The 26,802-nt window shown below is 35.0% G+C and carries 19 protein-coding genes and 2 tRNA genes; 10 read left to right on the top strand and 11 right to left on the bottom strand.

Annotated elements, in window-relative coordinates; all coding sequences use genetic code 11:
* The first annotated feature begins 33 nt into the window (after window positions 1–33).
* The 5 genes from IC221_RS26395 (at window position 34) to IC221_RS26375 (ending at window position 11,080) form a co-directional block, all read left to right on the top strand.
* On the top strand, window positions 34–1,155 hold the full coding sequence (locus tag IC221_RS26395) for an HlyD family secretion protein (RefSeq protein ID WP_188171813.1): 1,122 nt from the start codon (window positions 34–36) through the stop codon (window positions 1,153–1,155).
* Window positions 1,156–1,170: 15 nt separating this feature from the next.
* Window positions 1,171–2,568 carry a TolC family protein gene (locus tag IC221_RS26390; RefSeq protein WP_188171812.1) on the top strand — a complete coding sequence of 466 codons (1,398 nt, stop codon included), beginning with the start codon at window positions 1,171–1,173 and terminating at the stop codon, window positions 2,566–2,568.
* A 278-nt stretch (window positions 2,569–2,846) separates the two neighbouring features.
* Window positions 2,847–8,000, top strand: a complete 5,154-nt coding sequence (locus IC221_RS26385) for an AAA family ATPase (RefSeq protein WP_188171811.1) — start codon at window positions 2,847–2,849, stop codon at window positions 7,998–8,000.
* Window positions 8,001–8,013: 13 nt separating this feature from the next.
* The gene (locus IC221_RS26380; RefSeq protein WP_044210758.1) at window positions 8,014–8,811 is read left to right on the top strand and encodes a hypothetical protein; all 798 of its coding nucleotides are present in this window, start codon (window positions 8,014–8,016) and stop codon (window positions 8,809–8,811) included.
* A gap of 22 nt (window positions 8,812–8,833) precedes the next feature.
* Window positions 8,834–11,080 (top strand): pyridoxal-dependent decarboxylase, encoded by a 2,247-nt coding sequence (locus IC221_RS26375; protein ID WP_188171810.1) that lies wholly within the window; start codon window positions 8,834–8,836, stop codon window positions 11,078–11,080.
* A 118-nt stretch (window positions 11,081–11,198) separates the two neighbouring features.
* Here the strand turns inward: IC221_RS26375 and IC221_RS26370 are convergent, their stop codons facing one another.
* From IC221_RS26370 to IC221_RS26350, 5 genes are all read right to left on the bottom strand, one after another.
* The gene (locus tag IC221_RS26370) at window positions 11,199–12,629 is read right to left on the bottom strand and encodes an MFS transporter (RefSeq protein ID WP_188171809.1); all 1,431 of its coding nucleotides are present in this window, start codon (window positions 12,627–12,629) and stop codon (window positions 11,199–11,201) included.
* Between the two features lie 18 nt (window positions 12,630–12,647).
* Window positions 12,648–14,192 (bottom strand): glycoside hydrolase family 10 protein, encoded by a 1,545-nt coding sequence (locus tag IC221_RS26365; RefSeq protein ID WP_188171808.1) that lies wholly within the window; start codon window positions 14,190–14,192, stop codon window positions 12,648–12,650.
* Between the two features lie 67 nt (window positions 14,193–14,259).
* Window positions 14,260–16,932: a hypothetical protein gene (locus IC221_RS26360; RefSeq protein ID WP_188171807.1), complete on the bottom strand. Its 2,673-nt coding sequence runs from the start codon at window positions 16,930–16,932 to the stop codon at window positions 14,260–14,262.
* Between the two features lies 1 nt (window position 16,933).
* On the bottom strand, window positions 16,934–17,635 hold the full coding sequence (locus IC221_RS26355; RefSeq protein WP_188171806.1) for a GLPGLI family protein: 702 nt from the start codon (window positions 17,633–17,635) through the stop codon (window positions 16,934–16,936).
* Window positions 17,636–17,707: 72 nt separating this feature from the next.
* Window positions 17,708–17,929, bottom strand: coding sequence for a hypothetical protein (locus IC221_RS26350; RefSeq protein WP_188171805.1), 222 nt, complete (start codon window positions 17,927–17,929; stop codon window positions 17,708–17,710).
* Between the two features lie 740 nt (window positions 17,930–18,669).
* On the opposite strand from IC221_RS26350, the gene IC221_RS26345 reads away from it, so the two are divergent.
* A complete protein-coding gene (locus tag IC221_RS26345) occupies window positions 18,670–19,317 on the top strand; it encodes an RNA polymerase sigma factor (RefSeq protein WP_188171804.1) in 648 nt (215 codons plus the stop codon).
* A 36-nt stretch (window positions 19,318–19,353) separates the two neighbouring features.
* Here the strand turns inward: IC221_RS26345 and IC221_RS29665 are convergent, their stop codons facing one another.
* A complete protein-coding gene (locus tag IC221_RS29665) occupies window positions 19,354–20,208 on the bottom strand; it encodes a BadF/BadG/BcrA/BcrD ATPase family protein (RefSeq protein ID WP_367397790.1) in 855 nt (284 codons plus the stop codon).
* Window positions 20,209–20,247: 39 nt separating this feature from the next.
* Complete coding sequence (locus tag IC221_RS26335; protein WP_188171803.1) at window positions 20,248–21,153, bottom strand: hypothetical protein; 906 nt, start codon at window positions 21,151–21,153, stop codon at window positions 20,248–20,250.
* Between the two features lie 607 nt (window positions 21,154–21,760).
* Here IC221_RS26335 and IC221_RS26330 point away from each other — a divergent pair.
* Window positions 21,761–22,405: a glucosaminidase domain-containing protein gene (locus IC221_RS26330; RefSeq protein WP_188171802.1), complete on the top strand. Its 645-nt coding sequence runs from the start codon at window positions 21,761–21,763 to the stop codon at window positions 22,403–22,405.
* Between the two features lie 149 nt (window positions 22,406–22,554).
* Here the strand turns inward: IC221_RS26330 and IC221_RS26325 are convergent, their stop codons facing one another.
* Window positions 22,555–22,770: a hypothetical protein gene (locus IC221_RS26325; protein WP_188171801.1), complete on the bottom strand. Its 216-nt coding sequence runs from the start codon at window positions 22,768–22,770 to the stop codon at window positions 22,555–22,557.
* A gap of 661 nt (window positions 22,771–23,431) precedes the next feature.
* On the opposite strand from IC221_RS26325, the gene IC221_RS26320 reads away from it, so the two are divergent.
* Window positions 23,432–23,596 (top strand): DUF5522 domain-containing protein, encoded by a 165-nt coding sequence (locus IC221_RS26320; protein ID WP_172665932.1) that lies wholly within the window; start codon window positions 23,432–23,434, stop codon window positions 23,594–23,596.
* Window positions 23,597–23,807: 211 nt separating this feature from the next.
* Here IC221_RS26320 and IC221_RS26315 read toward each other — a convergent pair whose 3' ends face one another.
* From IC221_RS26315 to IC221_RS26305, 3 genes are all read right to left on the bottom strand, one after another.
* A complete protein-coding gene (locus tag IC221_RS26315) occupies window positions 23,808–24,974 on the bottom strand; it encodes an AIR synthase related protein (RefSeq protein WP_188171800.1) in 1,167 nt (388 codons plus the stop codon).
* Window positions 24,975–25,142: 168 nt separating this feature from the next.
* A complete protein-coding gene (locus IC221_RS26310; RefSeq protein ID WP_188171799.1) occupies window positions 25,143–25,541 on the bottom strand; it encodes a cytochrome c in 399 nt (132 codons plus the stop codon).
* A gap of 165 nt (window positions 25,542–25,706) precedes the next feature.
* Window positions 25,707–26,471 carry a TIGR02757 family protein gene (locus tag IC221_RS26305; RefSeq protein WP_188171798.1) on the bottom strand — a complete coding sequence of 255 codons (765 nt, stop codon included), beginning with the start codon at window positions 26,469–26,471 and terminating at the stop codon, window positions 25,707–25,709.
* 150 nt (window positions 26,472–26,621) lie between these two features.
* On the opposite strand from IC221_RS26305, the gene IC221_RS26300 reads away from it, so the two are divergent.
* Both IC221_RS26300 and IC221_RS26295 read left to right on the top strand, forming a co-directional pair.
* Window positions 26,622–26,693, top strand: a tRNA-Glu gene (locus tag IC221_RS26300).
* Between the two features lie 32 nt (window positions 26,694–26,725).
* A tRNA-Glu gene (locus IC221_RS26295) sits at window positions 26,726–26,797 on the top strand.
* Window positions 26,798–26,802 lie beyond the last annotated feature (5 nt).

The raw sequence follows: 26,802 nt of genomic DNA, 5'->3' as shown, positions 1-26,802 counted from the left end.
CCTAATCTTCAAAACTTTATAAAATCAATAATCATGGTAGATTTAATATTAATTGTTTATTGTCTTATTGTTTGGTTGGTATTTATCAAATTCAAACTACTAGCCTGGAACACCACTTCAAAAATTATCGTTTTCATTATTCCTGTAATCGGGATTTCTTTCCTAATCTTGGCAATGAATGTTCTAATGCCTTCTTCAGATGATGTGAGAGTTTATAATAAAACCGTTCAAATCAAAGCAAATGTTCGTGGACGTGTACAAGATGTTTTAGTACAGGAAAACTCTAGAGTGAATAAAGGTGATACTTTATTTGTTATAGAACAAGCTCCTTTCTTAGCTCAAATTGAAGGTTTAAATGCTTCTATTAAGAAAGCTGAAGCATCAGTAAGCGTACAGTATAAAAACGTTGATGCATTAAGAGCAAGTAGAAGAGCAGTGGAAGCTCAATTGGATTTACAAAGAACACGTGAGCGTCAGTTCCAAGAGTTGGTAGATGCTAACGCGGGTAACAAATTTGACTTAGAACAAGCTCAAAACAATGTAAAACAGTTGGAAGCTCAGTTAGCTCAAATCAAAGCACAAGAGGCTTCGATCCTTGCCAACATCACAGCAGAATACAATGGTCAGCAAGTTTCTGTAGCAGAACTTGAAGCGAAGTTGGAACAAGCAGAATGGAACTTGGAGCAAACGATTGTTAAAGCTCCAATTGATGCAACAGTTGTCAATTTACAATTACGTCCAGGGGCTATGGCACTTCCATTGACAGATTTGATGTCATTGGTAGAAGGTCGTCAAAACATCATCGCATCATTTGATCAAAATGAATTGCATAAGATTCAAGAAGGGAATGAAGTAGACTTAACGTTCGTTACTCGTCCAGGTGAAATCATTCCTGCAAAAGTGGAAACTATTGTTTGGGCATCAAGTAGAGGACAATTATTGCCAAGTGGCAAAGTCCCAGAAATTGATCAGAACTTACAAAAAAGAGGAAAGTATTTGGTGAAATTCTCAACAGAAGAAGATTTCAATATTCCAATGGGTGCTAATGGTTCTGTAGCAGTTTATACTTCTACAATGCAACCTTTCTATATCGTTCGTAAAGTAATGATCCGCCTTTCAGCGAAAGTGAACTATTTGATTTTGAAAGCACACTAAAACTCCCTCTTCATTATGCAATTATATAAAAAGATAATCATCTCACTAAGTGCTTCAATGGTACTTAGTGGATGTCTTAATCTCAAAGATGCTCCCACTTCTGATGAGATCAAGGAAGATAACCAAGCATTGGAAAATATGCAGATTCCAAATGATTGGGTATTTGAAGAAATAGATTCTGCGGATATTGATTTAAGTTGGGCAAAAGAATGGGAGACAGCTGAACTAGATTCAATTATAGCAGAAGGGTACCGTTTTAATGCGGATATTAATATTGCAGCATCAAGAATTGAGCAAGCTAATTCAGCATTGAAAATTGCCAATTCAAGGTTGTTACCTATGTTTGGTGCTGGTGCACAAAACGGTTATAATTTTAATGGAGGTAATCAGACTATTGGCTACGGAATGGTCAATATGTCATGGGAAGTGGACCTTTGGGGGAAACTTCGCTATGCTAAGAAAGGAACTGAAACAATGATCTATTCTGCCGAATATGGGAAGCAGAAACTGGAGCAAGTTTTAGCCGCTACAATCGCAAAAGCATGGTACACTTCAGTCTTCATCAATCAACAAAAAGAATTGCTCAATCAGGCTATTGAAGCGACTAGTGAAATGGCCGTATTGAATGAAGCGAGATTAAAAATTGGGGTAGCAAAAGAGTCGGATGTATTGCAGATGAATGCTCAGGAAGCAAAGTTTAAAGAGACTTTAGTAAAACTGGAGCAGATCGAAAAGGATACTAAAAGATCGATTGAATTGTTAGTCGGTAGATATCCAAAAGGAGAAATTGAAGTAGCTTCAACGCTTCCTGTATTGACGACGGAAGTACCTGAAAATTTACCAATGAGTATGTTGGAAAACCGCCCTGACATCATGATTAGTCAATATGCAGTCCAAAGCGCCTTCTATAATACAGAAGTAGCAAAGGCAGCACGTTGGCCGAAAGTGAGCTTAAACTCCTCTTTTGGGGCGGTGAACTCTACTACTCAAGCATTGTTTGGTTTATCAAACCCATTAGTGACAATTGGAGGTAACTTAGTGACGCCAATCTTCACATGGGGTGCGATCAAATCGAATATTGAAATTCAAAATGAAGCACAAAAACAAGCTGTTTTATATTATGCAAAATCGTACTTAACAGCGTTAAGCGAAGTTGAGACAAGTTTGAATGGTATCAATGCAGTGGAAGGAAGGTTTGAGCAATCTTCAATTGCTTTGGAAAACCTAGAACGTACTTACCAATTGTCAGAAATGCAGTATAAAATTGGTAATGAAAATATGTTCACCCTATTACAAAAGCAGATACAACTATTGAACGAAGCGACAAATCAGTTGAACTTGAAGTACGAAAAGATTTCTCAAAGGATCAATCTTTATCTTGCTCTAGGTGGTGATTACATAGCGAAAAATTAATAGGATGAATAATTTGTAGTGCACTTTTGTGTATTGAACTCCGTGTCAATTGATACGGAGTTTTTTTGTGTAAAATCACTTATTCACCGTTGTAGTGTAATGTATTTTGTATTCAATTGTTTATACACTGTTATTTTTATGCTTTTTCTACTGTTTTATTATGTAATAATTATACTTTTTCTTGTTTTTATTGTGTAAACAAATGTAAATTAAACGTTCATTGTGACTGATATCTCACTTACTTTCACTCTCTAAATTTTTTTGACAATATTTTTATTATGCTCACTTCAGAAGATCTTATTTACACTAACGAACGTTACGATATCATCAGAAAAGAAGATGCCGATACGAAGGAAGTTTATTCTTTGAAAATTATACAGAATGAGACACCATCAGAGAGTGAGTTATCTCAACTTTATAATGAATTAAACCTGACAAAAGATCTTTCAATCAATGGAATAAGAGAGCCTCTTAAAATTCAGAAATATAAAGATAAAGTAGCACTTTGGTCTAGATACGCACCAGGAAAAACCCTGAAGAAGTTTTTCCCAATTTCAAAACCTAAGCGTTTTCTAGAAATAGCCATTAAAGTTTCAAAAATCTTGAAAGACATCCACGGTCACAAGATTGTACATAAGGATATCAACCCTAATAATATTCTTTTTGATATAGAGACCAAGAAAGTGTCTATTATTGATTTTGGTATTTCTTCTAAAATGGAAACAAGGGTTGAATACAGTAATAACGTTGATACGCTAGAAGGAACTCTAAACTATATCGCTCCAGAACAAACAGGACGAATGAACAGGGTGATTGATTATAGAGCAGATATTTACTCTCTTGGGATTACATTTTTTGAATTAATCACGAATCATTTACCTTTTGATGTCACTGATTCGTTAGAGCTGATCCATTCTCACATTGCTAGAGAGCCATTTTTAATTTCTAAGTTTAGAAGTGACTATCCAAAGGCCATCGAACAAGTGATCTCTAAAATGATCATGAAAGATGCAGAGGATCGATATAATTCGGTCAATGGATTGATTCATGACTTAGAATTTATTTTAGAAAACTTGAATCAAGAATCTCTTGAAACTTTCGAAATAGGCAAGAGAGATTACAATCATCAATTAAAAATACCTCAAAAACTTTACGGTAGGGACAGTGAATTTAATACTGTATTGGAGTCGGCACTAAAAATGGTCGATGGACGTAAAAACCTGCTCATGATTGATGGATTGTCGGGTACAGGTAAGTCCTTTTTAGTAAATGAAGTCCACAAGTATATCACAAGCTCGAATGTCAATTTTATTAAGGGTAAGTTTGATCAATACCAAAAGACAGTTCCGTATTTTGCTTGGATTCAGGCTTTCCAACGTTACCTTGATAACGTACTAACACATAATCAAGAGCAATTAGAGGAATGGAGTGAAAAACTGAAAATCGGTTTAGGAGACAATGCAAAAATACTCACGGATATCATTCCTTCACTTGAATTGATTATTGGCCAACAAGCTGAAGTGGCACAATTGAGTGGTATAGAAGCTCAAAACCGTTTAAGTTATTTATTTGAGGTGTTTGTGAGTTTGATTTGTAATGAGGACAATCCTTTGATCATTTTTATAGATGACTTACAATGGGCTGATAATGCTTCACTTCGATTACTTAAAACAATTTCAGAAAGTAATCTTTCTCAGTACTTACTGATTATTGGGGCTTACAGAACCAATGAAGTGGATACTTCACACCCTTATTACTTGACACAAAAAGAAATCATTCAAAATGGTGTTGAGTTTGAAAATTTACACCTAGATAATCTTCAAGAAAAGGATATTAAAGCACTGATCAGTGATATGGTTGAAGTAGCTGATTATACTTATGATCAGCATAATATAGATGCAATAAGTGAATTAATCATTCAGAAAACAGATGGTAATGCGTTTTTTGTCAATAGGTTTATCGAGGTCATCTATGAGAAAAAACTGTTATATACTGAATTTGTAGGTGATATATTGGTTTGGAAATGGGATGTTGAAAAAATCAGAATTGAAAATATCACATCCAATGTGGTAGACTTGATGGTTGAGAAAATTAAAAGTTTACCAATTGATGTTCAGGCTGTTCTTAAACCAATTTCTTGCTTAGGTAATAGTATCTCTAAAAGCTTTATGGAAGTTGTTTTCCAGGAAGACGAAACGAGTTTATTGAAAACATTAGAACCTGCTTTAATCTCTGGAATTATATATGAATCTGAAAGAGACATCATCTTTATTCATGATAAAATTCAACAGGCAGTATATACAACCGTCAATGAAAAAGAAAGGGTACGAAACCACCTAAAATGTGCCCGATTGTTAGACCTCCAATTCAATGAAAATCCTAAGAGTTTATTTGATTTGGTTAATCAATATAATGAAGCACTTTCGATCATCGATACAACGTATGAGAGAGAAAGAATTGCTTTATTAAATTTTGAAGCCGGAAAAATAGCGAAACAATCTTCCGCTTATATATCTTCATTGGAGTATTTGGAAAGAGCAAAAGCGTTGTTAGGGGGAGATGAAGTCTGGACTCAAAACTATACAATTGCTCTTGAACTGTTCAAAGAACTAGCGGATGTTGAATATTTGAATAGAAATTTCGAAGAATCTCAGGCTTATATTGAGAATATCCAAAGCCATGTACATACAGATTTAGAAAGAGCGGAAATACTGAATATGCTCATTATTCAGCTGACGTTTGAAACCGATTATCTGAAAGGAATAGAAACAGGTGTAAAAGCCTTGAGTATTCTTGGCCTTACATTAGAAACTGAAAACCTTCAAGAAGTGTTGGGAGGAGAGGTGCAAAAGATGATGGGTAAAATTGGAAACAAGCCTATACCGTCATTGATTGATGAACCTATAATGACACAGCAGAGTAAAATAATCTCTACTCAATTGTTGGTGAATCTTATCCCTACAGCTTATCTATCGGGTCAAATGGAATTGTATGCCGTGATTAGTGCCAAAATTATCAACTTGGCATTAGAATATGGGCATTCAGCAGAGTCTTCTCATGGATATTCAAATTATGGAGGTGTGATTGCTGCTATGATGGGAGAATATCAAGCAGCGTTCCAGTTTGGAGAATTGGCCTTGGCATTGACCCATAAGTTTGACAACAAATACCTAAGATGTAAGGACTCCATGTTATTTGCTAATTACATCAATCCCTTTACAAAACACGTTAAAACATCTACAGAAATTAATGCTCAAGGCTTTCAACTTGGATTGGAGTCAGGTGAATTACAATACCCAGGCTATATTTCGATGTTCCAAGTGATGAAACCTATTTTTATGGGGCAATCATTGGATGAAGTGATCAAAAATGCAGAGGAGTACATTTCATTTACGAATAAGACAAAGCACATTTGGGTAAATGATGGAATACGTTCAATGAAGGCAGTGGCAGAAAACTTAGCCAATTGCCCTAATGATATATTTGAATTTGATACAGATCATTTCAAGGAAGAGCAACATTTGAAAGAGTGTTTGGAAAGAAATAGTTTGAACGGTGTAGCCTTTTTCTTAATCCTCAAAGCGCAAAATGCATTCATTTATAAAAACTATTCTCTAGCGAAAGCATGCCTTGATAAAGTTGTAGAAGTAGTGCCAGCTATTGCAGGTATGATCATAACTGCAACATTCAACTTCATTCAAAGTTTAGTTCACCTTATTGATGAACCAACTCAGGAAAGCTTTGATTTAGTTGCACAAAATCAATTACAAATGAAAAAATGGATGGACAACTGTCCTGACAATTTTACGCATATGTTTTTGATTGTAGAGGCCATGAAGGTTTACGCAGAAGGGAAAAAGATGAAAGCCGTAAAAATCTTCAAGAACGCAATTGAAGATGCAGAGAAAAACGGCTTCTCTAATCATGCCGCTATTGCTCACGAATTATTATCAGACCTTTGGAAAGAATTGGATTTTGAAGACTATCATATGATCCATATTGAAAAGGCTTATAATTTCTACAATAAGTGGGGAGCAAAAACAAAGTTGGCATTAATCGAACAAGATTATCCTCAATATAAAGCGAAACACCTTTCTCTTGAAGGAGAAAGTAGTTCTTCGTCAAGTACAACCGCATCTATTGATGTGAAAACCATCATTAAGTCAGTTGAAACCTTCTCAAAAGAAGTGAAATTAGATGATTTGTTGGAAAAAATGCTTCATACAATAGCCGAAAATGCGGGAGCGAGAAAAGCTGTTGTCCTCCTACCTCAAAATGACAAATGGGAAGTTTCAAAATCATATGTTTCTAGTGAGCAAGAAACAAACGAAACAGGAGTACCAATGTCATTGGTCAACTATGTCGGTAGAAAAATGGAGATCTTACTAGCGAAAGATTTGTCTTCTGATGATCGTTTTAATAAAGATATTTATCTAAAGGAAAACAATGTATTGTCGGTGTTATGTATACCGTTAGTACACACCAATCATTGTAATGCAATTCTTTACTTAGAAAATAATCTTACCAAAGGAGCATTCAGTGATAGACATTTAGAGTTGTTGAAGATGTTATCCACTCAGATATCAATTTCTATAGAAAACTCTAATCTTTACGAAAATCTTGAAGAAAAAGTAAGGTTAAGAACTGTGGAGTTGGAGCGTAAAAATCAGAATATCACAGCAAGTATCAACTATTCTAAAAGGATTCAACAAGCCATTCTTCCAAGGTTGATGGACATCAATAGATTCTTGCCTGATACAACCGTATTTTTCAAACCCAAAGACATTGTAAGTGGAGATTTTTATTGGTTTAGCCATAGTTTGGAAGACAATAGGAGTTTAATCATTGCGGCAGATTGTACAGGTCATGGTGTACCAGGGGCATTGATGAGTATGATTGGTGATTCTATTCTGAAGAAAATTGTAAGAGATCAAAATACTTATATGCCAGATGATGTATTGGATAGAATGCATAAAGAGTTCCAAAAGGCATTAAAAACCAAGACCACTCAGGTAAAAGACGGTATGGATGTGGCCATGTGTATGTTTGATCATGATGAAGAAAAGGTATATTATTCTGGAGCTAAAAATCCTTTTGTATTCATTAAAGATGGAGAACTGAAAACAGTAAAAGGAAGTAAGTCAGCCATTGGACAATTACATTCTAACCATGAGGGATTTGAATTACATACGTTCAATTTCTCAGAAATAGATGCTATATATATTTACTCAGATGGCTATCAAGATCAATTTGGTGGTGATGCAAATAGGAAGTTTTACCCTAAAAGGTTAAAGCAACTATTCTTAGATATTCATAAAGAAAAATCAGAAGTACAGGTATCCAAACTAGAGCATACACTCAGTGACTGGATGCAAAAAGCTAATGAAAGTCAAATCGACGATATCCTAGTAATAGGTATTAAACTCAATTAAAAATTACACCTTAATGGAACACTTAGAGCTAACTAATGCTACTCAATCAAGTGATTTAGTAAAAGGGTATCCTGTAGATACCCCAGACCAACACGGCTTTGTTATCCTTGGAGAGGATACATTGTTTTTAAGTCATTTCATGATGTTTGCAATGCCAAACCACCAATATCAAGTCATATTGGAAATAGAAATGCCTGAAAACGATAGGCAGTTGTATGTAAATGATCTAAAGGAATATCCTAATAGAACACATACATTGGCCAACATCCAAGAGATTTTCCCAATGATTTTACCGGACATTGGTAAGGGAGGTAATCCAGCCTTTGATAATTACCCTTATGTGATTCATTCCTTCCCATTTGAAATGTACAGAGGTGTTCCGATTATACCGGAAGAACATGCCGTTTTATTAGCAAAAAGCACTTTAACCATCAAAAAAGTGATTGCTTTCAGACATTTCGATATGTCAGATACAGGGACCTACACACCTAACCTAACGTATTATTTATTTGGTAAAGGAAAAGAAGCTTACCTTTGCCATTTTGTAACTATTGGTCCTGATTTCCAACATGAGGTGGAATTGGCTGAAGTTCCTGAGTGTTTAACACAAGAAGAACTGGAGCAAGGTGTATTAATCTCTTTCCCAGCTTTATACTCATACCCTGGTCAGTCTTTACCGGAAAAATCGCCAATTTCAGACGGTGATCATAATGTCATTATAAGAGGTAAAGAAGGGTTGCATACTATCAAGGTGAAAAGAACAATTCATTTTGATACAACCTTGATCAATATGCCTCCAGATAACGATTAATCATTCTCTTAAAACTTATACTATGAAGTCAACAACAGAACTATCAGAAAGAGTAATACAGTTAGGAGAGAAGTTTGAAAAAATGCCAGAAGAGTTAAAGCTTCACTTAAAATCTAGTGGTACAAATTCTTCTGCAGCTTGGTTTTTGGGAACAAAAGGTGAAAACATTTCTCTATTCTCAGAATTAATACAAAAAGGAATTGACGCTCATCAGGAAGCACGTTTAAGTTACTATCCTGATGACCCCGCATATATCACAGAACAGTTAAAAGATTCTGAAGAATACAAAAACACCGTTGATTTTCTTCAGAAAGAATATCAAAAACTGTTGAGCCAATTACAGCTTTCAGGACCATTTTGGAGTATGAGAAGTATTGGTCACATGCTTTGGGATACTTCTTTACCTGGTATGTTGGGCTACTTCTCGGCGATGTTATACAATCAAAATAACGTAGCAGCAGAAGCATCCCCCGTAACAACTCTCCTTGAGTTAGAAGTGGGAAATGACCTATGTGAAATGCTAGGTTATAATACCCAGCCGATCAATACCAATAAGACCTCAAAAAATGATGTAAATACTAATAAAATTGTTAGTTGGGGACACATTACTTGTGATGGAAGTGTTGCGAATACTGAAGGCTTATGGATGGCTAGAAATGTAAAGTTCTATGCTTTAGCAGTAGCATTGGCGATTCAAAACGAAGAGGTTTTAGCTCCTGCAAAAAAGATCAGAGTAACCTTATTAAATGGAGACAGTGAAGAATTATTGTCTTTGGATAATTGGACGCTCTTGAACCTTCCAATTGATGAGGTGTTACAATTGCCTCAAGATATGGAAGATGATTATGGTATAGATACGAAAGTCTCTGGCGATCTTATCAATAAGTATTCTGTTCAAAGTCTTGGATTACTTGAATATTACCAGAAATACCTTAGAGATATTTATCATACACCACTTGCTTTTTCACCTGATACAAGACACTATTCATGGCCTAAAGCGGCTACTTTATTAGGTTTGGGTTCTGCAAATAATAGGGCCGTAAAAGTAGACCTTCGTTGCAGAATGGATGTGAAAGATCTTGAAAAGCAATTGCAAGAGTGTTTAGAAAAGAAGCAGCCTGTACTAACGGTAATTGCCGTAATTGGTAGTACGGAAGAAAGTGCAGTAGATCCATTACAAGAGATCTTAGCCTTGCGTGAAAAATTCAGAAAGAAAGGAATGGAATTCTGTGTTCATGTTGATGCTGCATGGGGAGGATATTTCGCTGCAATGATCCGTAAAGATGGTACGTTGTGGAGAGATAAAAACCAACCGGAAGATATCGATGAACAATTGGTGCCAGATTTACCAATGAGTGATTATGTGATCGAACAATACAAGGCTTTTAAGCATGCTGATTCTATCACAGTTGATCCACATAAGGCAGGGTACATTCCTTATCCAGCAGGTGGATTATGTTACAGAAATTCATCAATGAGAAACGTGGTGACGTTCACAGCCCCAGTGGTATTCCATGGTGGATTTGATCCTACTGTAGGTGTTTATGGTATTGAAGGTTCTAAACCAGGTGCAGCAGCAGCAGCGACGTACCTTAGTCATAAAGTAATTCGAACAGACGAAACAGGTTATGGTAAAATATTGGGTGAGTGTTTCTTCTCTTCTAAGAAGTTTTACGCCAATCTTGTTTGTATGAATTTGGATAGATCGAAGCCTTATATTTGTGTGCCTTTAATTGATTTACCAGTGATCAATAAAGGAGGCAGTGTTCAGGAAGGCATTCAACAGATGGAATACATTCAAGAAAGAATAATTAATGTAAGTAATGAGGAATTGATTCAAGATCAAGAAGCGATGAAGTTATTCAGAGAGCTTGGGCAAGATCAAACAATCAATACTTATATGTTTAATTTCAAAAATGCTGACGGAAGTGTTAATACCGACTCTGCTAAGTGTCAGTTGTTGAATAATGAGATCTATAGAAGATTAAGTTTTAGTCCAGGCCAAAAGGATTTGGAGGAGACTAAATTAGTCGTTACATCTTCTAATTTCTCGCTAGACAATTATTCTAAAGAATTTATTGATTCACTTAGATTGAGATTGGGATTACAGGGTGATGAAGAAACACCAATTCCTTTTATGATTTCGACAATGATGAACCCTTGGACCACTGCTACGGACCAAGGCTCTTTCCTTCCTAAGTATATTGAAATTTTAGGAAATACTGTAGAGGAAATTGTATTAGAAATTTGGAGTGGCAAATTACAGTAGTTCAGCATAAGTTGAATTCTGTTCTATAGCGTAAGAGGCTGTTTATTTGGAGTAAACAGCCTCTTTTTTATTTTGAACTTTTTCTGGTTTAATGTCTAGAGAAAGTGATGTAATTGTATTACTTCTGACTTAATCCAAATGTTGGGTCAATTTTCAATTTTAAGCAAAGTACAATAGCAGGTATCCCCGAAATAACCACCCAAAGAAAGAAATTACTGTATCCCAAAAATTCTTGAATATAACCGGAAGGCATACCTGGAACCATCATACCAAATGCCATTAGACCTGTACATACTGCATAATGGGCCGTTTTATTTTCACCTTGAGAAATATAAAGCATATACATCATCAAGGCAGTAAAACCAAAGCCATAAAAGAATTGCTCTATGGCAATTACAATTCCTGGAAAGACAAGGCCTTCAGGAGTGAAAGAGGCTAATAACCAATAGCCAAGGTTAGGTAAATTGATAGAAAGAAGCATTGGTAATACCCAAAATTTCAGGCCTTTTCTATAAATAGCAATTCCACCTAAGACACCACCGACTACTAAACAAGCAAGACCGATGGTTCCGTATAGAATACCAAAGTCTTCATTGGTCAATCCAATACCACCTACTTCTCGATTATCCAATAAGAACGGAGTTGCGATTTTTACAAGTTGAGCCTCCCCAAGACGATAGAGTAAAATAAAACCGATAGAGAGTTTAATTCCTTTTTTATTGAAAAAAGTTAGGATAGGCGAGTTAAGGATCTGTGGATTCATTTTTGACTTCTTCTTTAAATCAAAATAGGTATAAATGATGACTAAAACACCTAATGCAAGGTAAGTCCATGTGGTTTCCATTTTCAGGAATTTATTAATCAAAAATCCTCCAAGACCAATAATACAGATCTGACTAATAATGATAGCCACTTCCTTTAAACCTCTCTCTTGTTCTTTTTCAGATCTTAATGTTTCAGTATTCGGTAAAATAAATTTATGTAATACACTAAATCCAGCCATTGAAGCACCAAGTATCAAGAAAGTAGTACTCCAAATTGTGGTATAATCTTGATAAGTTTTGAAGAAATATCCAGTAAGGTAGACAATACCACCTTGACCAACCCACATGGCTAATCTGTAAAAAGTACTTCTAATCCCTACAAAAAAGGCTTGTTGATCATCACGAAGCCCAATCATATAAAAACCATCTGTAGCAATATCGTTGGTAGCAGAAGTCAGTGCTACGATCCATAATGCTGCAAGGGAATATTGAAAAAAGTTATCCATAGGCAGGGTGAATGCTACTGCGGCAAAAGCGCCACCAATCACCAATTGCATCATGTATATCCACCACTTTTTAGTACGTACTACATCTACTACAGGACTCCATATAGGCTTGATAACCCATGGTAAATAAAGCCATGAAGTATAAAGAGCAATTTCAGCATTACTGATATCTAAATTCTTATACATGATGACCGCCACGGTCATTACAATTGTGTAAGGAAGACCTTCAACAAAATAAAGAGTAGGCAGCCACTGCCATGGATTTCTTTCCTTCTGCATCTGTAGAGTAGTTAATATTTAGTGTAGTACTTTTACTTTTTTAGAGAAAAAGTTTCCCGCTTTAAGCATAATAGCATTGCTTCTGCCACTTTCATTATAGTTCGCATCCAATGCAGTAACAATGTAAGTATATTTTTTACCTTTCTGAAGGTCTCGATCTACGTAAACTTGTTCTTTATAAGGTGCTTTATTGATGATATCATGGATGTATTTACCATCTAGGTGACCAAAACCACCTTCATCATAACGGTAGATCACATATTTTGTAGTACCAGTTCCTCTCTCTGTGTCTTCCCATTTCAATGTGGCACCTTTATCCACTTGTCCTCCACTATTAGTAATTCTAACTTTTGATGGAGCTTCCAATTCTTTGGTAGTGACGGAAGGAGGTAAAACATAGTTTTTATAATTGACCTTGATGGAGTTGGTTACATTTAGTGGGTTTTCAAATAAATACTTGGCACTGAAAAAGGCATTACCTTTCACTTTATCATATTTTTTATTGATGTGCATCTGTTCAGAAATTTCTTTAGGATCTTCCCATTTTGTACCCAACTTATAAAGAGCTTGACCGATATAGAGATTTGTATTGTAACAGTTGTTATTCCACCACATTACTACCTCCTCATAAGGAGCAGCTCCTAATTCTCTATGCCAATAGACCTGAGGAATTACATAGTCAATCCATCCTCTCTTCATCCATTTGACAATATCAGCGTGCAAATCATCATAATTAGTGATACCGGCTCTAGTGTTTGACCCTTTTGGATCTACATTTTTATTTCTCCAAACCCCAAAAGGGCTAATGCCAAACTGCACATCAGGTCTTTCAGCTTTTAATTGCATAGATAAACTTTGCACAAAATAATCGACATTATCTCTACGCCACTCGTCTTTTTCGCTAAATTGTCCTCCATATTTTTGATAAGATTCCTCATCCGGGAATTCCTGTCCTTGTATTTTGTAAGGATAGAAATAGTCATCGAAGTGAACACCATCAAGATTGTAATGCCTTGCCACTTCCATGATCGCATCTAATACAAACTTTCGTCCTTCGGGATGCCCAGGATCGAAATAATATTTATTACCGTATTTTACGAACCATTCTCTATGATGGAAAAAAGGATGCCCAGGTGCCAATGCCGTTGTATCTGCATTCATAGTCACTCTATAAGGATTGAACCACCCATGAAAATCCAAATTTCTTTTGTGAGCCTCATCAATCATAAATTGAAGTGGATTGAAATATGGAGTAGGAGCCTTACCTTGTTTTCCTGTCAGGTATTTACTCCAAGGCTCATATGACGATGGGTAAAATGTATCAGAAACGGGTCTTACTTGTACGATTACTGTATTGAAACCAAGCTCTTGTATCTTATCTAAATATCGAACGTAGTCCTCTCTTTGTTCTTCAGTAGTCGTAAGGTTAGGGGCAGGGAAATCAATGTTGTTGACGGTGGCGATCCAAACGCCACGGAATTCTCTATTACTTTGAGCTATTAGATTAGAACAAGTACATAAAAGAGTAATTAAAAAAAGTTGAAGTTGAAAAAAATGCTTCATGTCTGTTTGTAAAATCAATTGAGACATGAAGATAATTGATTTGTTTTATAGAATATCAATCCAACCTCTATTTAAGTTTGACCTCTAACCCCACCTTTAGATATCGACCAAAGACACTTTGCTGCGAAACAACATATACGGAAGGATCTAATTGCTGCATGATAAATTCAGTAGAGTTTGTCAGGTTATAAGCTTCAAGAAAAATAGAGAAGTTTTGTTTTGAATACCTAACCTCACCGCCCAAATTTAGATTACTAGCATCAGAACTATTATAAAAAAGGATGTAATCCACAAAAGGGGAAAATGCGACTGATCTATTAAACAAGTAAAAGTTATTTTTTAATCTTAATTGAAGCATTTCTTGAGTGTCACTAGCATTACTACTTTCGGTCTGAAAATGAAACTGACTGTACCTACACATAAGGTCATAGTTGTATGGAATTTTCTTAAATGCAGAAGAATTTTCAAATTTCACGATATACCTCTTACTCTCATTTTTAAATTCACTTTCTATTGTACTGTTAGTGGTTTCATTAAATAGAAAAGCGGGTTCTAAAACAAAAAATAAAGGGACATCAGAAAAACGTTTTTCCAGGGTTAAATACCCTATTTGATAGGAGGTAGGAAGCTGACCGCCTACTTGGGTAATAAAAGGATAGAACGATAAGTCATTAATATTTCCATTAAAGGATTTTCCGATCAGTGTTCCCATCGAAACATTAAATTGATATTGTGCAAAGTTTTTATAAATGTTGATATCAATAACTTGATCCAGCTGAGGAGAATATTCATGAATTGGTGGGGCGTAAACCGTATTGAAGTTTTTCAAGTTTAAGCCTTTTGCGACATTCGAAAGGATATAGGAAGAAGGAAATTGCTTATAGGAAACCGAGGTGTTGAAAAGTTTAAAAACATCAATATCCAACCGCCCTTTCAACTCAAACAGATTTTTTTGTTGATTTACAAAATTCTGATCTGTGTAGGTGATAGAATTATATCCCGCCTTTAAATCAATATTAAACCAGTTTTGTCTGAAATAATATTCTATATATGGAGTGTGTTGAAGGTATTTTAGTTCAGATGAGTTTGCTGTAAATAATGAAGTATTGATCAACTCATTGTCTTTATTCTTGCCTTCTTTTTTGATCTCAGAAGCATTGTGAAGAAATAAATATCCTGCTGTGAAATTTCCAAAACGGCTCTTGTAATTGAAAGAAAGCTGTTGAATAAAATTCTGATTTCTATTAAGACGATTTTGGGTGAAATCATATAAGGTATTATTATCCTCGTCTTGAAGATAAATTCCATATCTTTCATCATCATGCTTGAGTGTGATGTCATTGTTTTCCTTCACGAATGCATAATTCCCTTTCCATTGAATACCTATACCCGGTTTTGTCAATACCTCAACGATAGCATTTTGATAAAATTGAATGTCAGAATTATTGAAATCTGTGAGATAATTATTTTCAGGAGTGATATCCGAATGTTGACTTTCAAGGTTGTTGAATACAAAGTTGGCATTCGTTTTCACTTTAATACTGTCAGCGTCATACCTGTATTCGATTTTATTCTTCGTCGAAAAATTATCATTGGTCACATTGTTTTCAAATAACTGTTCTTCATTGTTCGTCAAAAATGTCTGTTGAGAATACTGAGCATTTTTAACTTTTGGAGCTTGGTTATATGTACCGATAAATAAAGTTGATCTTTTACTTAGTTGAATTTTTGAAGAAAGACCAAATGTGGCCTGTTGATTGGATTGGAAAAAAGAATTGAATCCATAAATATCCTCATTAAATGTTTCTTTCTCTGAAAGTGCCTCGAAATTGGCAGGTGTACTGAAGATTTTATTGAGGGTTTCTTTTCCAATGTTTTTAATCTGACTTAAAGAAATACTTTGATGTCCAAATCCGTCATATTCCCCAAAGAAATGAAACTTAGCTTTCTTCTTTAATGAAAAAAGATTGGTATATCCTCCAATTTGAGTATGTTCTTCACTTGTACCAATTGTTCCTCTAAGTTTCCCAAAAAGCGAGGTGTCAAAGTCTTCTTTTAATTTAATATCCAAAACAACAAGCTGATTGTCATCTAGAATTGAATCCTTGATTTTATTGTCTTTTTCGTCAAATCGGACTTCTACATTTTCGACAATGGAAGGATCTATGGATTTTGTAATGATTGCCGCTCCTACATCGGTAACTTCCTCGTTGTTGATCAATACTTTTTGAACTTGTTTTCCATTGACCTCGATGCTCCCGTCTGCATCAATTTTGACCCCTGCAATTCTACTTAAAACCTCTTCTAATGTCTGATCTGAAGTTTCTTGAAAGTGTGAAATATCATAGATCGTTGTATCCTCTTTTATTATGATTGGGGAGTATTCAACGATGCTTATTTCGTCCAAAGTAGTTGTTTTAGGAGTAAGTTGAAGTGTCAAAAAAAGATCATTTTTCTTATTATCAATGGCAACGGTTCTGTTCAATTTCTGAAAGGCTACATTGCTAACTTTTATATCAAAAACTTTCACCTTCTTAGGAACTTTAAGTTCAAATCGTCCTAACGAATCACTTACCCCATAGGAAATGATTTTGTTTTGTTGATATTGACAGATGGATACAACGGCAAAGGGAACCACCTCATCATTTTCAATATTAGTGATGTTCCCTTTGATATTGGTTTGAGAAAAGAGAGGAAATGAAAAGAAGAGAATAGGGATCAAGAAGAGAAATTTCCTCATATTATTTCATGTTTTTTTTCCACCAACTGTTAGAGTATTTCCTAATATTAAAGTCTTGTGAAGAAACTTTTAGATCTTCAGAAGTAGGTGTAGGTAGACTTAAATCAGCATAGTTCTGCCCCATTTCTATTTTTGTAGCTTCGCAAAAGTCATGACGATTCTCAAATTCGATTTTCAAAATCGCACCAGGTAATCCATTATACTTATGTGGACCAAATGTATAAGGAAGATCAGGGCAAAACCATGCGATTACTTTTTTGTGGTTTTCAACACCGTCTAATGGAGGAATCATGAAACCACCGTCTAATGCAGGTGCGTAGGCTTTTTGAACAGTATAACCCAATATTTCTTGCGTTTCATCTGTGATTGTCCAACTGATAGATTCTGTAGTTTCATGAACAATACGTCCTTTCTTTTCATCTTTGACGCCCACACTTTTTCCTTTTGTATCAGTATACCAATTGAAAGAAAAATTTGGTAAGTACAAGTGAACACCATCAGCAGTAACAACTTTTCCTTGGTTATACTCATAGTAATATTTTGACGTAGAAGAACTTGCTTCAAGTGTACCTATTGATTTTAGTTCAGGAAAGTTATTATGCCCGTATGTATAGGTGATTTTGATGTCATTTTGACAAAATGCAAAGCCAGAAGTAAAACCTATTAATAATAATGTGAAGTAAAAAGTGAATTGGATTTTCATGGTAGATGAGTGATAGAGTTTATAGTTATACACTTGCAGACTTTGGTGTAAAGTACTGCAAGTGTGATTTTATTATAATGCTTCTAATAATTTAGAACAGCTACATAACCAACATTCGGCAACTAACTGTCCACCAGAATATACTTTACATCTGATAGCTTCGTCTTCTTCAACAACTACTGTTTCAGTTGTCGCTTCTTCAGTTAGATTAGTTGAAGGGGTAGCAATGATACTTCCGAATGAAAAAATTGATACTGCTAGAATAGCTACGAACTTCATTGTCTGCTTTTTCATAATAAAAAATAATTAAAAAGGTTCTCCTACTCTTTTGAAAAGGCTTTTCGGATTCCGCCTATATAAATAGTTGCAACATTTATTTATTGGTATACACTAAGGGTTTATAAGTACAAGGAATAAAATATCAAGCATCAAGTTTTACTCTTTAGTTGCCTAAAGATTATGCTATGACTCAACAAATATTTGATCTTATGATTCCGAGAACTTATACAGGAGTTTTGATGAGATATTATTTATACACTCCACATTTATAGTTACTTATTAGTGGGATATTTTGTTTAAGTTTGGTGAATTGGCTTTAAATGAATTGGTTTTTAAAGTCAGAAGAATTTTTTTTCATAGAATTGTTTAAATAATTGAGATTTCGTTAATTGGTACTTATTAGATCCAATTCAATAATTTTTGTAATCAGCCAAACTTCAAAAAATGACTTTCTCATCTAAATATTTTTATTTTTTAACATTTTCTATTTCTATATCCTTTCAAAAATCATCCAAAGGAATAATGTTAACGGTCAGACTTCAATAATAGTCTTATACCAATCTTTTCATTTTTGATTTAAAAGCTGGGAAAAAAATACATTGCAATTAGCTAAAATCAGTTTCTCATCGCACTTAAAATCTATACAATATTCTATGTTTTGAGGAAAGCTCAGTCCTCAAGGAAGATTGCTATTTATTGTACTTTCAGTTTGCGAAATGAGAATACTCGTGTACTAACTATTCAACAATTAAATAATGGAAAAGACTTTTTTTCTTAAAAAGAAATTTACATCTGAACAAATCATTGCTAACATCAGATCAAAGAATAATTATGAGCAAACAGTTAAGTATCTCTATGATAAATATTTCGAGAATGTTCAAAAACTTGTCGTACAACTTGATGGAACCTTAGAAGATGCTGAAGACATTTTTCAAGATGCTCTTGCAAAGGTGATATGGAGTATAAATGAAGGACAGTTTTCTGGTAGATCACATATATCCACCTATTTAATTACAGTATCAAAGAATATGTGGTTGAAGACCCTTGCTAAAAGGAATAAAGCTGCAACTTATACCGTCGATGAAAAAGCGAATCTTGTTCCTTCAAATGATGACACTCTGTTACAAGAAACTCCTTTTGAAGGTAGAGAAGAGCCTTATACAAAGGCACTTTTTGAAGATGTATTATCCCGTTTATGTAAGGATTGCCAACTCATACTGAAAATGTATTATTTCGATGAAAAGACTTATGCTCAGATTTTACAGCTCAAAAAGGAAAAATATTCTTCTGAACAAGCGATTCGAAATAAGAAAAGTAGATGTTTGAAATATCTAAAAGTAGGGCTTCAGGGGAAAATCGAAGATGAAAACAGTCTATTGGATGTAATTTCCTCTTGTTTGTGATTTCAAATAAGAGTGTGTTAAAAGGGGTTCCTTCCTTTACACATTTTCTAAGTGGTATTGTATTAAGCCGTCAGTTGGAGACTGAATTATTTCAGGAGTCTCTAATTGGCATTCTTCAAAGGCTTTTAGAAGTAAAGGTGAGAAGTGATGGGCAATTGATCCTGTGATTTTTACTTGAGAATTTGAAGAACTTAAAAACGGAAGGATATAATATTGAATAAACTGATGAAACTGATCTAAAATCATTTGTTTTAAATGTTCATCATATTGATGATGCTCTATAATAAAAGGTGCAAAAGAAGCACAGAAAGTATTAGGATTTTTCTTTTTATAAAGTGATTCTAAGATATCCTCAGTTGTCAGATTGAAAGTGTCTATAAAATGACTGATCGTTTCCATAGATAGCTGAGTGGTCAGTAATTTTTGCAAGAAGGATAAACCAAGAGTGGCTCCACTTCCAAAATCACTTAACATATATCCTAAAGAAACCGGCTTATCAATGATTTGCTCTTCTTTGTAAAGGCAAGAGTTGGCACCTGTACCCAATATAGCAGCTACTCCGGAGTCTTTACCAAGTAAACCTCTGGCGGCACCCAACAGATCGGTATCTATTGTGATTTCAGTCTCAGGTAAAACAGCAGATAAAGCTTGTTCTACTTTGGCTTTTCGCTCTTCCGAGCTACATCCGGCACCATAGAAAAAAACCTTTTTGATGTCATTGATATCAACAACCTGTGGAAAGGCATAAAGATCCTGTTGAAAAGCTTTGATCAGCTCTTCTTTACTCCAAAAAAGAGGGTTGTACCCTGCCGATTTAAAGGAGGAGACTACTTCATTTTCTGAAAGATTCAGTAAAGTCCAGTCTGTTTTAGTGGATCCGCTGTCTGCTATTAATTGAAAAATAGTGGAATTATTTAAGTTGAAAAAAGTTTAATCTTTATTCTGTGACTTTTGAAAAACCATTAAGTCAGTACCATTTCTTTGCAATGCAAAAACAACAAAGATGATCAAGGCAATCACTAATATAATACTTGTAGCAGCCATAATCTTGTAAATATCAGTATTAGCCTGTGTTTCTAACTCTTTTTCTTTAAGTTGAATTTGTTGCTGTTGTAATTCTTTCTGTTGTGCTAACTGTAGTTTAAGGTCTTTATCGTTTGCACTTAAAACAGCAGAATTAAGTTCCCCTCTCGTCGTAGCTAATTCTTGCATAAGACTATTCGTAAGTTCTTTTTGCTTTCTTAAGGCTTCTTGAGCGGCGATTTCTGATTGTTCAGCAAGCTTTTGTTCTTTTAAAGATTGTACATGCTTTGCTTGTGCTTTTCCCAATGCCTCTTGTGTTTCAGCCAACTGTTGTTGAGTACTTTTTAGAAGCTCATTATGTTCTTTTGCACGTTGGCTCATATCTTGGATCACTCGGTTATTTTCGTCGATATTTCTTTGTAAACGGAATTTGTCGTCTTTTAATTCAGAAATGCGTGTTTCAAGTGATCGGATAGAACCTTGTTTCATATCCAATTTTTGATCATTGGTATTCAACTCTGCTTCTCTTTCATTCAGTCGTTTCTCTAGCCTTAGCATATCGTCTTTAAGGTCAAGAATACGATCATTCTGATGTTTAATTTTAGAGAGGTATGCACCGCTTTCGGCTTCAATTTGAGCATTTTTCTTTTCTAACTCATTGATTCGCATTCTCTGATGTTTTGAGCCATCTGCACCAGAAAAAGCCGCATATACACCAAGTACCCCACAGACTAGTAGTCCTATGACTCCCACTCTTACCCAACTTTTTTGTTGAACAAGCTCTTCTTTGAAACCGTTTGTATTATTTCTCATTGACTGTTTTTGCGAACAATAAATTTAATGTAATAACAGATAAAGTGGAAAATTAACCGAGTAAGTTAGATAAGTTTCCTAATTATAATGTAAAGCAGTGATATAGTGAAATGAATCTTGGTCAACTGCTTAAGGGAGAATGTCTATTCAATAGGTTATAATATTGTGATTTTCAATTTGTATTCAAAATAAAAATAAAAAATCATGGTTACATGATCAACTCATATTAAGAGTATACTTTACACTGCTTATCAATGAGTTAACTAAAAAATGAACACAATCCCTTTGTTTGTTACACAAATTTAAGAATAAAACTCGATTTTTTTTGCTTCCCAACCTTGAAATGAAACTTATAAAACTGCTTATCGTACTATGTAAAATGCAATTTTATATACATTAAATTATGTAACCTTAGAAAAGTACAATAAAAGACTTGTATTGTATAAAATATAGGTTTCAAATAAGTGTTAAAAAACTATTGTTATATTACTGATGTGTGTTATATTTGCATCCAATATTTTAATAAACCAAAAATATTAAAATAACTCGCTGATAATCAGCACAAGCGTCAGACGGACACTTGATTCTCTTACGAAATAAACTTTTAATGAGAAAGTTTTTACTTATTTTAACTGCGTTTGTATTAAGTATAGGAACAAGCGATTTTGCGGTAGCATCTTCAAATAATTCTATTACAAGTGTAAAGGATACAGATACTATGAAGAGAGAAGAATATATAAGAACCTTATATAAAGCCTTCGATCCAATCTGTAGAAAATACGGTATCAATACAAAGGTGGCTATATCCCAAGCGATAGCCGAGCAAGGTTGGGAACTGAGAAAAGACTTCAGAATTTTCAACATTGCATCCACAAACCCTACTAGAAGTAAATTAGTTTACGATAACGGGGAGCAGCGTTACCGACGTTATAGAATCTATACGTCATTGGAACAAGCGGTGGAAGATTATTGCAAAGTGCTAACTAGTTTCCACACTTACCGCAAAAATGGTTTGTTTGAGACTTTAGATCCAAACATGCAAATCGAATCAATTGCGAAAGGTGGATATGCAACAAATCCAAAGTACCAAGAATTGGTTACTGCGGTGATGGAGAAATTTGTTTCTCCAGTTGTAGATTATTTACGTGAAGAAGAAGCTTTGGCGAGAAGATCGGAAGAACTTCAATCTGTCACTTCGATCAGTAGCGTAGAAGCACAACACATCCGCTTCTGTTTACCTTCTGGGTATTAGAAGCCAACCCTTTTGACCTAACATATCGAAAAGAATACGAAACAGGAGATCCTACTAATGTAAGATCTCCTGTTGTTATTTAAAGGGTGGAACAAATGTCAGTGTTAAATTTGTGTTACTGAGAAATTCAATGATTTTTTTCAATAACATTACTCGGGTTTAAGAATAGAGTTAATTGTGCCGTCCATATCTTTATACCCTTTACGTCCAAGGTCACGGACAACTTCTCCTTGTGCAAGGAGATCATCCCAGATGTTCATCTCTACGATTTCATAGAAATTTCTTTCATCTTCCTCAGTAGCAAATTGGTAAAGATCCTTTAGACCTTTGCGTTGAATCTCATCTTTGATCAAGATGTCTTTCATGCGTTGTACTAGTTGTGCACATACACCTAATTCAAATTCTGAATTAGCACGAATGGAAACATTGAATTCGTAACTGTCTCCTTGGGCTGTTGCAGTAACGCGGGGTTTGATAAAATGCTTCATGAGGCTCTGTTTACGTAGTTTTTTGACTTTTTTCTAGACCGATAGACGGTGATAAGACGGGTGTCCTCAAAGATAAAAATGTACGATTTGTACTTTCTTTTATCCCTTCGGCAGTGTGAACCATAGCTCTCTGATTTATACGCCTGGTACACGATGTTTAGATAATCTTTTTTTCGCCAATGCCGACATCTTTTGGACATCGCATTATAGGCATGGGTGCTGATCTCAATAAACATATAAGCTAGAAAATAAAAAAACGCACAGTCTCCCGTCTAGAGCTTGCACGTCGATGATAAAAATTGATAAGTAACAAGAGTGCCAAGCACTTATCTATAATTTAAGTAAAAAAAAGGAGAAATGCACTTTTTGAAGGTAAGTGCCCTTTTCATTTAAGATAGGGTAGGTGGTGTTGGATTTTTCTAGAATGAGATTTTACAAAAAGTTGACCTCATTTTTATTGTATTCTCAAATATGTTACGTATTTTGAAAGTCCGTGCTCTTCAGTTTTGTAAGCCGCATTAAAAATAAATTTATAGCTATGAGCAATACTCCTCTTGAAGAAGGGAAAGATTATTATATCGAAAATGGCTTGTACGTTTTCACTAAAGAGTATCATTTGAAAAGAGGATACTGTTGTAAGAACCAGTGCAAACATTGCCCTTGGGGATTTAAAAAGAAAAAGCAAAAGACGTCCGTTTTTTAATCGACGTTGCACCAATAAAAAAAGGATTGATTAAATGTTTAATTTTAATCAATCCTTTTTTTCTAAGGAAAAAAGAACAGTTAAGAGTAATAAGGTAAGAGATAGTTTGTAATTTCTACCATCTATTATTTCAGAATCTATAAGTAAGAATAAAAAAACAGAAGTAGATCTGAAGTAATGTTATCCAAAAAGTATCTTACCTCTTACCTCTTTAGTAAGAATATGTTCCATAAGGAGAGTGAATATCTAATGACTTACTTCCTTCTTTTGTTTCTACACGACCAACGATTTGAGCATCTACATTGAATGACTTCGAGATGTCAATGATTGTCTGAGCATGTTCAGGAGCAACATAGATTTCCATACGGTGACCCATGTTGAAAACTTTGTACATTTCGCTCCAATCTGTACCACTGTTCTTATGAATCATTTCGAAAAGTGGTGGGATAGGGAATAAGTTGTCTTTTACAACATGTACATTGTCCACGAAGTGCAATACTTTCGTTTGTGCACCACCGCTACAGTGAACCATACCGTGAATTTCAGGTCTTAACTCGTCCAATACCTTTTTGATAATTGGAGCGTAAGTTCTTGTAGGAGACAATACCAATTTACCAGCATCCAAAGTTAAGTCTGCAATGGCATCTGTAAGCTTTTGTGTACCTGAGTAGATCAAGTCGTTAGGAACTTGAGGGTCGAAGCTTTCAGGGTATTTATCTGCTAAATATTTTGCAAATACATCGTGACGAGCAGAAGTAAGACCGTTACTTCCCATACCGCCGTTGTATTCAGATTCATAAGTTGCTTGTCCGTAAGAAGCTAAACCTACAATCACATCACCACCTTGGATGTCGCTGTTGTCGATTACTTCATCACGTCTCATTCTTGTTGTTACAGTACTATCTACAATAACAGTTCTTACAAGATCTCCAACGTCTGCTGTTTCACCACCAGTACTGTGAATGTCAAAACCATTGTCACGAAGCATTTGTAATACTTCTTCAGTTCCGTTGATCAACTCAGAGATTACTTCACCCGGAATAAGGTTTTTGTTTCTACCAATTGTAGAAGATAACAGAGTACTGCCAGTTGCACCAACGCAAAGCAGATCATCCGTGTTCATGATAATAGCATCTTGAGCAATACCTTTCCAAACAGACATATCACCTGTTTCTTTCCAGTATAAATAAGCTAAAGATGATTTTGTACCAGCACCATCTGCGTGCATGATTGCACAATAATCGGAATCGCCTGTTAGAATATCAGGAACGATTTTACAGAATGCTTTTGGAAATAAGCCTTTATCTAATTGCTTGATGGCATTGTGAATGTCCTCTTTTGAGGCGGAAACACCGCGCTGTGCATATCGCTCTTGCATGAGATTCAATAGGTTGTAATGAAAATGGAAAAGCCCATACCCTGTTGTGATTTAACTTTATATGGGAATGGGCTGATGGCGCAAAAATATACTTTTTACGGGGATTATTAAATGTTTTCCATAAGAAAATAAGTTATCCTGTTGACTTTAGCTGATATTTTTAATGTATTAACGTTCCGTAGCGACATCATCGGCTGTAATAATAGGCGCTTTGTTTCCCCAAGAGTTTCTAATATAATTCAATACATCTGCAGTTTCTTGGTCTGATAATACACCTTGTTCAGGCATTGCACCTGTATAAGTTACCCCATTAATAGTGATAGGTTTTTCTAAACCATGTAAGACCTGACGAATTGCTTGATGTTTATTTTTTACTAAATACTCTACACCTGATAATGGTGGAACTTGAGGTTCTATTCCTTCTCCTTGCTCTAAATGACAATGCATGCAATTCACCATATAAACACCTTGACCTCTCTTGATACTTTCTTCTAATGGATTATAATTGATGAATGAAAACAAGGTTATGGCTAATAATAATGATAGGTATAATGTTATTTTTTTCATGATGAATATCTTTAGGTGTTAATTTTACAATTATAATTCAAATGTACCCTTTTTTATAGATTCGGCAAGTGATTATTGTCAACATAATGAGAAGAAAAATAAAACCTTAAGCTTGTTTTTTCTTCTTCAAAAGGAGGTCTTTTTCAGGAATGCTGTTTGTGTTGTTTAGGAAGAAGCAAACTTTTCTAAGCCTAACCCGAATAATGCGAAATCATATTTTACAGGGTCATTTTGGTCAATCTTTTTTAAATTTTCAGTTAACTCCACCGCTGCATTCCAATCCGATTGTTTTCGTGTCAATAACTTAAGTTTTCTACTCACTCTTTCCACGTGTACATCCAACGGACAGATCAATTGGCTTGGCTGTATGGTATTCCAAATTCCAAAATCTACACCTTGGTTATCTTTCCTCACCATCCATCTCAAAAACATATTGATTCTTTTGCAAGCCGATTTTCTTGCGGGAGTTGCAATATGTTTTCTAGTACGCTGAGGAGCATCTTCGTCTTCAAAGAAATAATCATGAAAGGCGATGAGAGAATTTCCTACGTTTTCATCTTTCTCAGAATAACCGATCAGAAAAGCATCTTCCAGTGAATTGTATTTTTGATAATGCTTTTGGAAGAACGAAAGAAAATACAACGTGTCCACATCATTGAAGGTACGGTGCTTGAAACTCAGAAAGGGTTTTAGATCACTTTCTGTATGATTGATAATAAAGTCGTGAGGAGCATTGTCCATCAAGATTACCAATTCTTTGCACTTATTTATAATGGTCTTCCTCTGTCCCCAAGCTAGCACTGCTGCCCAGAACCCCATGATTTCTATATCTTCTTTTTTTGAAAAAGAATGGGGGATACAGATAGGATCATCTGGAATAAAATTAGGTTGATTATATTTTTCGTAACTGTTTTCAAGAAGTTCGTACATGTCAAAATTATATTTTTGAGTGTTTAGACCCCGAAAAATAGCCCTAAATCATCTTTTTTTCTTAATGATTGTAATATTTCTTCTTTTTTTTTGAAAAGGGTTTGGAGTGAATAGGGTTTTCTAATACCTTTGCACTCGCAAAAAACAGTTGCTCCGTTCGTCTAGGGGTTAGGACGCCAGGTTTTCATCCTGGTAGCACGGGTTCGAATCCCGTACGGAGTACAAGTCTAATTGAGACTCAAAATCAATACCCCGCTCCGTTCGTCTAGGGGTTAGGACGCCAGGTTTTCATCCTGGTAGCACGGGTTCGAATCCCGTACGGAGTACAAGT

The sequence above is a fragment of the Flammeovirga sp. EKP202 genome (genome assembly GCF_014534745.1).
GTDB lineage: Bacteria > Bacteroidota > Bacteroidia > Cytophagales > Flammeovirgaceae > Flammeovirga.
This window is presented reverse-complemented; position numbering and strand designations above follow the sequence as displayed.